Origin of the sequence: Virgibacillus sp. 6R (genome assembly GCF_001895305.1) — a bacterium.
Taxonomy (GTDB): domain Bacteria; phylum Bacillota; class Bacilli; order Bacillales; family Amphibacillaceae; genus Virgibacillus; species Virgibacillus pantothenticus.
Window position 1 is genome coordinate 2,536,847 of the sequence record NZ_CP017762.1, and the last position, 11,824, is coordinate 2,548,670.

General features: G+C 39.2%; 15 protein-coding genes and 2 other annotated features. All 15 genes read left to right on the forward strand.

Annotation, left to right across the window (positions count from 1 at the left end; translation table 11 throughout):
• Window positions 1-255 precede the first annotated feature (255 nt).
• Entirely contained in the window at window positions 256-1,725 is a 1,470-nt protein-coding gene (gltX, locus tag BKP57_RS11435) for a glutamate--tRNA ligase (protein ID WP_050349657.1), read from the forward strand.
• 48 nt (window positions 1,726-1,773) lie between these two features.
• Window positions 1,774-1,991, forward strand: a binding site (T-box leader).
• Between the two features lie 345 nt (window positions 1,992-2,336).
• Window positions 2,337-2,999 (forward strand): serine O-acetyltransferase, encoded by a 663-nt coding sequence (cysE, locus tag BKP57_RS11440; protein WP_072741555.1) that lies wholly within the window; start codon window positions 2,337-2,339, stop codon window positions 2,997-2,999.
• Complete coding sequence (cysS, locus tag BKP57_RS11445; RefSeq protein WP_050349656.1) at window positions 2,989-4,389, forward strand: cysteine--tRNA ligase; 1,401 nt, start codon at window positions 2,989-2,991, stop codon at window positions 4,387-4,389. The genes cysE and cysS overlap by 11 nt, the downstream gene beginning before the upstream one ends.
• Window positions 4,390-4,391: 2 nt before the next feature.
• Window positions 4,392-4,817 carry a Mini-ribonuclease 3 gene (locus BKP57_RS11450; RefSeq protein WP_050349655.1) on the forward strand — a complete coding sequence of 142 codons (426 nt, stop codon included), beginning with the start codon at window positions 4,392-4,394 and terminating at the stop codon, window positions 4,815-4,817.
• On the forward strand, window positions 4,792-5,538 hold the full coding sequence (gene rlmB, locus BKP57_RS11455; RefSeq protein WP_072741556.1) for a 23S rRNA (guanosine(2251)-2'-O)-methyltransferase RlmB: 747 nt from the start codon (window positions 4,792-4,794) through the stop codon (window positions 5,536-5,538). Before BKP57_RS11450 ends, rlmB begins: the two co-directional genes overlap by 26 nt.
• 3 nt (window positions 5,539-5,541) lie before the next feature.
• On the forward strand, window positions 5,542-6,051 hold the full coding sequence (locus BKP57_RS11460; protein WP_050349653.1) for an NYN domain-containing protein: 510 nt from the start codon (window positions 5,542-5,544) through the stop codon (window positions 6,049-6,051).
• 127 nt (window positions 6,052-6,178) lie between these two features.
• Window positions 6,179-6,808: an RNA polymerase sporulation sigma factor SigH gene (sigH, locus tag BKP57_RS11465; protein WP_175609444.1), complete on the forward strand. Its 630-nt coding sequence runs from the start codon at window positions 6,179-6,181 to the stop codon at window positions 6,806-6,808.
• A 74-nt stretch (window positions 6,809-6,882) separates the two neighbouring features.
• Window positions 6,883-7,032, forward strand: a complete 150-nt coding sequence (gene rpmG / locus BKP57_RS11470; protein WP_072741557.1) for a 50S ribosomal protein L33 — start codon at window positions 6,883-6,885, stop codon at window positions 7,030-7,032.
• A gap of 88 nt (window positions 7,033-7,120) precedes the next feature.
• Window positions 7,121-7,288: a preprotein translocase subunit SecE gene (gene secE / locus BKP57_RS11475; protein ID WP_050349651.1), complete on the forward strand. Its 168-nt coding sequence runs from the start codon at window positions 7,121-7,123 to the stop codon at window positions 7,286-7,288.
• A gap of 364 nt (window positions 7,289-7,652) precedes the next feature.
• The gene (nusG, locus tag BKP57_RS11480) at window positions 7,653-8,189 is read left to right on the forward strand and encodes a transcription termination/antitermination protein NusG (protein WP_050349674.1); all 537 of its coding nucleotides are present in this window, start codon (window positions 7,653-7,655) and stop codon (window positions 8,187-8,189) included.
• 152 nt (window positions 8,190-8,341) lie between these two features.
• Window positions 8,342-8,767, forward strand: coding sequence for a 50S ribosomal protein L11 (gene rplK, locus BKP57_RS11485; RefSeq protein WP_021292725.1), 426 nt, complete (start codon window positions 8,342-8,344; stop codon window positions 8,765-8,767).
• 225 nt (window positions 8,768-8,992) lie between these two features.
• Entirely contained in the window at window positions 8,993-9,685 is a 693-nt protein-coding gene (gene rplA, locus BKP57_RS11490) for a 50S ribosomal protein L1 (protein ID WP_050349650.1), read from the forward strand.
• 53 nt (window positions 9,686-9,738) lie between these two features.
• Window positions 9,739-9,885, forward strand: a sequence feature (ribosomal protein L10 leader region).
• A gap of 50 nt (window positions 9,886-9,935) precedes the next feature.
• Complete coding sequence (gene rplJ / locus BKP57_RS11495; protein WP_050349649.1) at window positions 9,936-10,436, forward strand: 50S ribosomal protein L10; 501 nt, start codon at window positions 9,936-9,938, stop codon at window positions 10,434-10,436.
• A gap of 48 nt (window positions 10,437-10,484) precedes the next feature.
• A complete protein-coding gene (gene rplL, locus BKP57_RS11500) occupies window positions 10,485-10,850 on the forward strand; it encodes a 50S ribosomal protein L7/L12 (RefSeq protein ID WP_050349648.1) in 366 nt (121 codons plus the stop codon).
• A gap of 332 nt (window positions 10,851-11,182) precedes the next feature.
• Window positions 11,183-11,785: a class I SAM-dependent methyltransferase gene (locus BKP57_RS11505; RefSeq protein WP_050349647.1), complete on the forward strand. Its 603-nt coding sequence runs from the start codon at window positions 11,183-11,185 to the stop codon at window positions 11,783-11,785.
• Window positions 11,786-11,824: the final 39 nt, after the last annotated feature.

An 11,824-nucleotide genomic window follows, 5' to 3' on the forward strand; every position in this document is an offset into this window, starting at 1 on the left:
TGCTAACTCAGTAGGGATAAAAGGCCCCTGTTGATTGAGGGTTCACTTTATACTTTTTGTCTTCCTTAAGGGAAAATAGCATACACGGGGTGGATGGGAAACCATCATACATACACACCGTATAAGAAGCTTTAAAAATTGTTCAAGAGACGTTTATAGCGCAGTGCCATGCTGCCGTGACTCGCTAACTATCTTGAGGCATAAGAAGGTTTCTGATTTCATTTTAATTGTTTGATTATAGAAAGGGGAAGAACCATGACAAATCAGGTTCGTGTACGTTATGCACCAAGTCCAACAGGTCATTTGCATATCGGAAACGCACGCACAGCATTATTTAATTATTTATATGCGAAACATTTTAACGGAAAAATGGTCATTCGTATTGAAGACACAGATGATAAGCGAAATGTAGCAGGCGGAGAAGAAAGCCAGCTGAAATTTTTAAAATGGTTAGGTGTTGAATGGGATGAGGGAGCAGATGTAGGTGGAAGCTACGGACCGTACCGACAAATGGAGCGTCTCGATGTATATCAAAAATATGTGGAGGAGCTGTTAGAAAGAGGCTTGGCTTATAAATGCTATATGACGGAAGAAGAGCTTGAGGCAGAAAGAGAACAGCAACGAGCTAATGGTCAGGTTCCGAAGTACTCCGGTGCTCATCGTGATTTAACCGCGGAACAAATCGCTGCTTTTGAAAAAGAAGGTCGTTTGCCGAGCATTCGCATGCGGGTTCCGGAAAATAAAACGTATACATTTAATGATATCGTAAGAGGCGATATTACTTTTGAATCTAGTGATTTTGGTGATTGGGTTATCGTGAAGAAAAATGGTATTCCGACGTATAACTTTGCAGTAGCAGTCGATGATCATTTAATGGAAATTACGCATGTTTTACGTGGTGAGGAGCATATATCCAATACCCCAAAGCAAATGATGATCTATGAAGCATTCGGTTGGGAGCCGCCGAAATTTGGGCATATGACGCTTATCCTTAATGAAGAGCGGAAAAAATTGAGCAAGCGTGATCAGCATATCATTCAATTTATTGAACAATATCATGATTTAGGCTATTTGCCCGAGGCTTTGTTTAATTTTATTGCCTTGTTAGGTTGGTCACCAGTTGGCGAAGAGGAAATCTTTGATAAACAAACATTAATTGATATATTCGATCCAGAACGTTTATCTACTTCTGCGGCAATATTTGATCGTCATAAATTGAAGTGGATGAACAATGCATATATCAAAGCAGCCGATTTATCAGAAGTGATTGACTTGGCGATGCCACATTTAGTAAAAGCAGACAAATTGTCAAAAGATATGGATAAAGCTACAAGAGAATGGGCGGAGAAGATAATTGCTTTATACAAAGAGCAATTGCGTTACGGTGCAGAAATCGTAGAATTAACGGAAATGTTTTTCTCCAAAGAGCTTACTTTTGATGATGCTGCTTGGGAAGTACTTGAAGGCGAGCAAGTTCCAGAGGTGTTGCAAGTTTTCACAGACAAGTTAATTCATTTGGATGATTTTACAGCTGCTTCTATTAAAGCACAAATTAAAGCGACCCAAAAGGAAACCGGTCACCGAGGCAAAAAGCTATTTATGCCAATCCGCGTGGCAACAACAGGACAGACACATGGACCAGAATTGCCAATGGCTATTGAACTGCTCGGGAAAGAAACCGTGATTAACCATTTAGATACGGTTTTAAAAAAGCTTGAAGCGTAATGATTCACAACTTATGAAAAATGTAATATAGTATTACTACACAACAAATAAGGAACGATGACGAGGGAAAGTAGGAAGCAATTCGCTAACACAGAGAGAATCACCCTGGCTGAAAGTGGTTTTTAGTATTGCTTTTGAAGTGCTCCTCGAGAGTCCGTTATGGAATGTTAGTACATAACGGCGGCGCTTACCGTTATAAGTTTGAGTTGGGAGGACGATTATTATCCTTCAAACAGAGTGGAACCGCGCACGTAAGCGTCTCTGAGTATGAAATTACCCAGAGACGCTTATTTTCATTTCATAAGAAGTAAATCTAGGCTAGTAAATGTGTTTGCATGATTTAACTAGTCACTAGTAAAGGGTTGATATTAGAACAACGATATCCTTCATTTCTCCCGCATATATTGTGCTATAAGGATCTCAATTCAAAGGTTGAAGAAGTGTGTACGGAACAGTCTAAGTGGGAGATAACAGCAACTAAATGCCTGATTCGTTCTCGGAGACCTTAGGTCACAACCTAGTCTTACTAACAATCAAAAGGTATAAAAAGAAAACCCCTACTGATTGAAGATGCACTTGATAATTTTTTACAATAATAGGGAGGTTAAATGATGAGCATTTGGAAACGAATGAAGGAAGATATGGATGTGGTGTTTGAACAAGATCCAGCAGCTCGTTCTTATTTTGAAGTTTTCTTAACATATTCAGGTCTTCACGCTGTCTGGTGGCATCGAATTGCTCATGCATTTTATAAGCGACGAATGTTCTTTATTGCCCGTGTCATATCACAGTTGAATCGCTTTTTAACAGGAATTGAAATCCATCCAGGAGCAATCATCGGCAGGCGGTTATTTATTGACCATGGCATGGGAGTTGTCATTGGAGAAACATGTGAAATTGGCGATAATGTAACCATCTTTCAAGGGGTCACATTAGGCGGTACTGGAAAAGAAAAAGGCAAACGGCACCCAACGATCAAGGATAATGTGCTTATTGCAACAGGTGCCAAAGTGCTTGGCTCGATAACGATTGGTGAAAGTGCGAAAGTGGGTGGAGGTTCTGTTGTGCTAAAGGATGTTCCAGACCATGCTACAGTAGTAGGTATACCTGGAAAAGTGGTTAAACATCGTGGTGAAAAGGTAACCAAGGATTTGAATCATCATCAGTTACCAGATCCAGTCGCTAACCGTTGCGAACATTTACAACGGGAAATTGATGAATTAAAGGCAGAAATAGCAAAATTAAAAGAAGGAGAAAAACACGATGTCCATTAAAATATATAATACCTTAACTCGTAAAAAAGAAATATTTACACCTATACAACCGAATAAAGTAAGCATGTATGTTTGTGGTCCGACGGTATATAACTATATTCATATTGGTAATGCCAGACCAGCGATTGTATTCGATACAGTTAGACGATATTTGGAATACAAAGGGTTTGAAGTAGATTATGTCCTGAATTTTACAGATGTGGATGATAAGCTGATCCGTACTGCTAACGAGCTTGGCAAAGAAGTACCGGAGTTAGCAGACCGATTTATTTCTGCTTATTTAGAAGATGTTGGGGCATTGGGGGTCAAAGAGGCAACACATAACCCACGAGTAACGGAAACAATGGATGATATTATTGCTTTTATTGAGGCGCTTGTTGAAAAAGGGGTTGCCTACGAAGCGGACGGCGATGTTTATTTTAAACCTCGAAAATTTAGTGGGTACGGAAAGCTATCTCATCAATCTGTTGATGAATTAAGGGCTGGTGCACGGATTCAAGTTGGTGAGAAAAAAACGGATCCACTTGATTTTGCTCTTTGGAAGCAAGCGAAAGACGGAGAAATTGCTTGGAATTCACCTTGGGGAAAAGGACGCCCAGGCTGGCATATTGAGTGCTCGGCGATGGTGAAAAAATACCTTGGAGATACCATTGATATTCATGCAGGAGGCCAAGACCTAGCTTTTCCGCATCATGAAAACGAGATTGCGCAATCAGAAGCACTAACAGGGAAAACCTTTGCGAATTATTGGATGCATAATGGCTATATCAATATTAATAATGAAAAAATGTCGAAGTCGCTAGGAAACTATTTATTGGCTCGAGATTTAATTCAGCAGTACGATCCGCAAGTCATTCGTTTCTTTATGCTAAGTGTCCACTATCGTCATCCAATTAATTTTTCAGAGGATCTACTACTAAGCGCAGAAAATGGTTTAGAGCGGATTAAAACAGCCTATTTAAATTTAGAACACCGTAAAGGCTCCAGTCTGGATCTTGTAGATCATAAAGAAGAATGGTTGGAAAAGATTGCACAGTGGAAAAAGCAATTTGAAGCGGAAATGGATGATGACTTTCACACAGCAAATGCAATTTCTGTTTTGTTTGAAGTGGCTAAAGAGGCTAATGTATACCTCCAATATAAGCAAACATGCAGTTATGTTATAGAAGAGTTTCAACAAGTAATTTACACATTCCTGAAGGTTCTTGGTATTGAATTGAAAATGGAGCAGGAGTTACTGGATACAGAAATTGAGCAATTAATCGAAGAACGAAATAGCGCTCGGAAAAATCGTGATTTTACTCGTGCAGATGAAATTAGAGATATGCTAAAGGCGAAAAATATCATTTTAGAGGATACACCACAAGGAGTAAGATGGAAAAGAGGGTAAGCATGGATGTAGATGTGAAACAAATGAAAAGTCTTGCCCTTGCTTATATGGGAGATGCTGTTTATGAATTATATGTAAGAGAGCATCTCCTACATCAAGGCCAAGTAAAGCCGCAGCAATTACATCAAAAAGCCATTCAATATGTGTCAGGAAAAGCGCAAGCAACTGTGGTACTACACTGGTTAGAAACGGACAAACTAACACAAGAGGAAGAACGGGTTGTCGCTAGAGGGCGGAATGCAAAGTCCGGTTCTACTCCTAAAAATATTCGTGTACAAACGTACCGCTATAGTACAGCATTCGAAGCATTAATTGGTTATCTTTATTTAGCAAACCATATACAGCGGCTTGAACAGCTTATCCAAGAGGCGATTCAGTTAACAGAAAGGAGGGGAACAGAGCATGGAACAGGAACTAATCATGGGTAAAAATCCGGTTATCGAAGCGATAAGATCTGGAAGATCCATTAATAAAGTGCTTGTATCAGAACAACTAAATCCCTCGGTGCAAGCAAAGTTTTTTCAATTAGGAAAATCAGCAGGAACCATTGTTCAAAAAGTTCCCAAGCATAAAATCGATCAGTTATCTAAAGGGGGGAATCATCAAGGGGTGGTTGCTTATGTTGCTTCTTATGAATATGCAACACTAGATGACCTATTTCAGCGAGCTGAAGAACAAAATGAAGCTGCTTTTTTTCTTATCCTAGATGAATTGGAAGACCCACATAATTTAGGGTCTATCTTACGAACGGCAGATGCTGTCGGGGCACATGGTGTGATTATTCCGAAGCGTCGCTCGGTAGGATTAACAGCTACCGTAGCCAAAACAGCTGCTGGAGCGATAGAGCATGTTCCAGTTGTTCGCGTAACGAATATAGCTAACACCATAGATGAATTAAAAAAACGCCAAGTTTGGGTAGTAGGAACAGAAGCAAATGCAACAGAGGATTATCGACAGCTAGAAGGTACGTTGCCGCTTGCTATCGTCATTGGAAATGAAGGAAAAGGGATCAGTCATTTAGTAAAGAAAAAATGTGATTGGACGGTAAGCCTGCCGATGAAAGGAAAGCTATCTTCTCTGAACGCTTCGGTTGCATGCAGTCTACTATTATACGAGGTTTATCGCAAAAGGAACCCTTTTGGTGAGTAAGCGATGATTGTCGTCATAGTGGATGGGTATAATATCATAGGGGCGTGGGAGGACCTTCAAAGGTTAAAGGAAAAGGATATTGGACAAGCCCGAGATCGGCTTATTGAATGGATGGCAGAGTATCAGGCTTATTCTGGTCATCGCGTTATCGTTGTATTTGATGCTTATTATGTACATGGGGTAGCGACCAAAACAACCGCTTTTAATGTTGAAGTAATCTATACAAAAGAAAAAGAAACCGCAGATGAATGTATTGAAAAATTAGTGAAGGAAGTAAAAGATATTCGCACCCAAGTGTATGTAGCAACATCGGATTTCGCTGAGCAGCGAACAATTTTTGGGAGTGGTGCATTAAGGAAATCAGCGCGAGAGCTGTGGATAGAAACAAACAATATGCAACAGGACATAGAAAAAACGATTGAGAAACATTATAAGAAACAAGCAAATACAAAAATCACATTGGATAAGAAAACGTTGGAAACATTTGAAAAATGGAGAAGAGGGCAAATGTAGAGCTCTACTTGGTTGAAATGCCTCTATCTCCGATGTTGACGATTTTAAAGCGCTTCCTGTATAATTAGTTTTAAATGGATTGCGGTGTAGTCGGGGGGTCATCTTGGTGAATGTCAACCAAATAGAGATGAGCGAACAACGCTTAAGTAAGTTGGATGATGAAAAAATTGTGCAACTTATTCATCGGGGGAATAGCCACGCCTTAGATTATTTGATACACAAGTATCGGAATTTTGTACGTGCTAAAGCACGCACATATTTTTTAATTGGTGCGGATAAGGAGGACATTGTCCAAGAGGGAATGATAGGTTTATATAAGGCTATTCGCGATTATGATGGAGACAAGCTCTCCTCGTTCAAAGCTTTTGCAGAGCTTTGTGTAACGAGACAAATAATCACTGCGATCAAGACTGCAACGAGACAAAAGCATATTCCGCTGAATTCGTATGTGTCTTTGGACAAGCCTATCTATGATGAGGAAACAGACCGAACGTTACTAGATGTAATTGCTGGGTCAAAAGCTATTGACCCACAGGAACTTTTAGTAAATCAGGAAAAATATGGCGATATGGAAATGAAATTATCTGAATTGTTGAGCGGGTTAGAAAAGAAGGTTCTTCAGCTATATTTAGACGGGCGAACCTATCAAGAAATTTCTGTAGCGTTAGAGCGTCATGTTAAATCCATTGATAATGCATTGCAACGAGTGAAGCGGAAACTCGAACAACTGATTGAGGAGACGGAAATTGCGCCATAGGAATGATTGACACATTTTTGCAACCGTGCTAGAGTTAATAAAGGAATAGAAACTCTCCTGCTTGAGGTGAGAGGATGAATAAGAAAATCACTTTAGCATGTGCAGTTTGTGCTAGCAGAAATTATACAACGAACAAAAATGTATCCACACAACCTGTACGGCTTGAAGTAAATAAGTATTGTAAATTTTGTGGTAAACATACATTGCATAAGGAAACCAAATAAACCCCTTTTGCAGTGTAGTGAAAAGATATAATTGCATTTATTATTTGTATAAATGAAGTCGTTATTTTCAGCTGTAGGGGGTACAAGCATGTTTCGTTTCTTTAAAAACGTTTCAAGGGAAATGAAGAAAGTTAGCTGGCCAAACAGGAAAGAGCTAACGAGTTATACAATTACTGTTATTGCAACGGTAGCTTTTATAGCTTTATTCTTCTTTTTAATTGATCTCGGAATTACGCAAATCCTAAACTTACTTTAATTTCACGAAAGATTGAATATTTGTCTGGATATTATGCTATAATGATAAAGAATATAGATGAGAACTTATGTGGAAACCCGGTATCAATCGGGTTTTTTAGGTTGGAAACAGATTGTAGCTTGCAGTTAACGTTCTATAACCATCTGGAAGTTTTAAATTCAGTGCGAGTAATGAAAATAACTCTAGTTTAAGCTTATGAATGATCGTGCGTATACTAAAGAGGGTCAGGTAGGACATAGAAATTAGGCGATTAGTATGGCAGTTGGAGATAATTCGTTGTCGTGATTACCAAATCTTTGGTGCCGCCTCTATAAAATATAATGGTACGAAAAGGGAGGGAAGGACAAAAGCGTTGTCCAAAATCATGGAAAAAAATTGGTATGTCGTACATACGTATTCTGGGTATGAAAATAAAGTGAAAACGAACTTGGAAAAGCGTGTAGAATCTATGGGGATGGAAGATAAGATTTTTCGAGTAATTGTTCCTGAAGATGAGGAAACAGAAATAAAAAATGGTAAGAAAAAGGTAACTAAGAAGAAGTTTTTCCCTGGCTATGTATTAACAGAAATGATTATGACAGACGATTCGTGGTACGTTGTTCGTAATACTCCAGGTGTAACGGGATTTATAGGATCAAGTGGTGGTGGGACCAAGCCAACGCCATTGTTGCCAGAAGAAGTAGAAAGTGTACTGAAACGTATGGGAGTTGCGGAAACGCCTGTACAATTTAATTTTGAAATCAAGGAAAATGTCCGGGTAACGGACGGTCCGTTTACAGATTTCACTGGTACCGTTGAAAATATAGACGTAGATAAACAAAAGGTAAAAGTCCATGTGAATATGTTCGGCAGAGAAACACCTGTCGAGTTGGATTTCTCCCAAATAGAAAAGCTAGATTAGAGAATTTGTATATTTTCTTGCATTTTTCTGCTATTCATGCTAAAATTCTTTTGTTATTCTTGTATCTATCCAATAGGTTAGAGCAATAGGAGTGGGAGGGGAAAAACAAGAGCCCCTATTACCACATCACGGACTTTAAGGAGGTGTGTCTCGTGGCTAAAAAAGTGATTAAACTTGTAAAATTACAAATCCCGGCTGGAAAAGCAAACCCAGCACCACCAGTAGGACCAGCACTTGGTCAAGCGGGTGTTAATATCATGGGTTTTTGTAAAGAATTTAATGCACGTACGCAAGATCAAGCGGGTATGATTATTCCTGTTGAGATAACAGTGTTTGAGGACCGTTCATTTACATTTATTACAAAAACTCCACCTGCAGCTGTATTACTTAAAAAAGCAGCTGGCATTGAAACTGCTTCAGGTGAACCGAATCGTAATAAAGTAGCAACAATCAAACGCGATAAAGTAAAAGAGATCGCAGAAACAAAAATGCCTGACTTAAATGCTGCTGATGTAGAAGCAGCGATGCGCATGGTTGAAGGAACTGCACGCAGCATGGGTATTAACATCGAAGACTAATTCGTGCTTGCCTTTTAGTGTTGTTTGTTGTGAATTATTGGTTTTTTAATTTTTTGAAGTTTTACTAGTACGGTATAGGTTGCGGTTGGATTCCCTTCGCAACCTTTTTCGTGAAGATGATGAGTTAGCCGACTGGTTAATCATTAGCTTTGCCTTTATAAAAGCTTGCGCGCTTTTATAAGTGGGAGGTAATACCGTTATAACCACATTTGAGGAGGAAATTAAATGGCTAAAAAAGGAAAAAAGCATCAAGAAGCATTGAAGCTTGTTGATCGTACGAAAGCGTATGAAGTGTCAGAAGCAATTGCACTTGTAAAAGAAGCTGCTAAAGCTAATTTCGACGAAACAGTTGAAGCTGCTTTTCGCTTAGGCGTTGACCCTAAGAAAGCAGACCAGCAAATTCGCGGAGCGATGGTTTTACCGAATGGAACAGGGAAAACACAGCGCGTGCTTGTATTCGCTAAAGGTGAAAAAGCAAAAGAGGCAGAAGCTGCTGGTGCTGACTATGTAGGAGACGCAGATTATATCAATAAAATCAATCAAGGTTGGTTTGATTTTGATGTTGTCGTAGCAACTCCAGACATGATGGCTGAAGTTGGTAAATTAGGAAGAGTATTAGGGCCAAAAGGTCTAATGCCGAATCCGAAGACCGGAACGGTAACATTTGATGTGGAAAAAGCTATCCAGGATGTTAAAGCTGGTAAAGTGGAATATCGTGTTGATAAATCATCCAACATTCATGTGCCGATTGGTAAAGTTTCATTTGATAATGAAAAATTAATCGAAAACTTCGTCGCCATTACGGAAACACTTGTAAAAGCGAAGCCTCAAGCGGCGAAAGGAACTTACATGAAAAATGCTTCTGTATCTTCTACAATGGGTCCAGGGATCCGTGTAGATGTTTCTAGCATCGTATGATAATGAAAAAGTGTTGACTTTATCATTGTGTTTCGCTATACTTTAGTCTGTGAATAAAAGAATATGATGTACCGTAGACAGCAGGGGCAAATATCCGCTTAATCATCCTGCCGAGGTGTTTATAGATAAATTGGATATTTATGTTTTTCCAATGAATTGGTAAGCTCTCATGTCTGCGTGAGAGCTTTTTATTTACACTTGTGTTCCCATTAGATACGGTATAATCTTGTATTTTCTAGGAGGTGGAAGAATGTCTAGTATTATTGAGCAAAAGAAACAGCTAGTAGAAGAAATTAAAGACAAGTTTGTTTCTAGTGAAACTGTTGTTGTTGTTGACTATCGTGGTTTGGATGTTGCTGCAGTAACAGAATTGCGAAAACAATTGCGCGAAGAAGGAATTGAGTTCAAAGTTTACAAAAATACGATGACTCGTCGTGCAGTAGAAGCAGCTGAATTGAATGAGCTTAACGACATTTTAGTTGGGCCATCTGCAATTGCCTTTAGTAAAGATGATGCTGTAGCTCCTGCGCGCATTATTAAAAAATTTGCTAAAGAGAATGAAGCGCTTGAAATCAAAGGCGGTGTTATTCAAGGTAGTGTTGCTACACTTGAACAAGTACAAGAGCTTGCTGATCTTCCGAGCTACGAAGGTATGGTCTCTATGCTTCTTAGTGTACTTCAAGCACCAATTCGCAACCTTGCTTATGCAACCAAGGCAGTGGCTGAACAAAAAGAAGAACAAGGCGCATAATTTGCGTTTAACGGTATAAAAAAACATTTATTTAGGAGGAAATGAATCATGACGAAAGAACAAATCATTGAAGCAGTTAAAGAAATGTCTGTATTAGAACTAAATGATTTAGTAAAAGCAATTGAAGAAGAATTTGGAGTAACAGCTGCAGCTCCTGTAGCAGTAGCTGGTGCTGCTGGCGGCGGTGAAGCAGCAGAAGAAAAAACTGAATTTGATGTAGTGCTTACAGAAGCAGGAGCTTCAAAAATTAAAGTTGTTAAAGCTGTACGTGAAATTACTGGTCTTGGACTTAAAGACGCAAAAGAATTAGTTGATAATGCACCAAAAGCAGTTAAAGAAGGCGTGTCAAAAGAAGACGCTGAAGAAGTTAAAGGTAAGTTAGAAGAAGCAGGAGCATCTGTAGAAGTTAAGTAATTTTTGTCAATAAAAGAGCTCGTCGTATTGATTGCGGCGAGCTTTCTATATACCTCAGTCGGAATGTGCGGAATCGTTATTCTTTATGTAACTAGTAGTTAGATTGACTCTTTCATCTTTGAAGTGAAAACTAGGAGGAAAAGGATAGGTTCCAACTGCATGGCAAATGTCGATTCCGTTCAAAGGCCTTTAGGTCTTACCCTTGCGGTGCTGTCAATCAGCGGGATGTAAAGATCTCTCTACTGATTGAAGTCTCGCTTTATCAACTTACTGAAGTTGGATTTATGCAGTGGTTGATAAAAACCTTCAATACGATTAAAGTAGGTGCCGGAATGAGTGAGCATTACTTTTCACAAAAACCCCAAACAATAAGTTCACCAAAAACATGGCAATATAACGCGAACGGTAAGAAATTTACATTTACGAGCGATATAGGTGTCTTCTCGAAAAACGAAGTGGATTTTGGTAGCCGCTTTCTAATCGAACAATTTACAGCTCCAGACGTAGCAGGTGATATTTTAGATCTTGGTTGCGGTTATGGTCCAATTGGGATTACAATAGCTGATCGCTATAAGGAACGCCATATTTTTATGATCGATATTAATGAACGTGCGGTTGAATTAGCAAAACGAAATGCAGCGCAAAACGCGGTAGAAAACATTACTTGCATACCGAGTGATAAGTTGTCAGCTGTTAAAAATCGGACATTTGCTGCGGTTGTTACGAATCCGCCTATACGTGCTGGTAAGCAGGTTGTGCATGAAATGTTTATACAAGCAGAGCGGGTAATAGAACATGGCGGAGCATTATGGGTGGTGATCCAAAAAAAACAAGGAGCCCCTTCAGCAAAGAAAAAGTTAGAAGAAATATTTCAACAAGTTCATACCGTAGCTAAGCGAAAAGGGTATTATCTTTTTCAAGCAGTAAAAGTTTGACCGAGAGGAAGTCTTATGGTAAGATAGGAAAATGCTAAC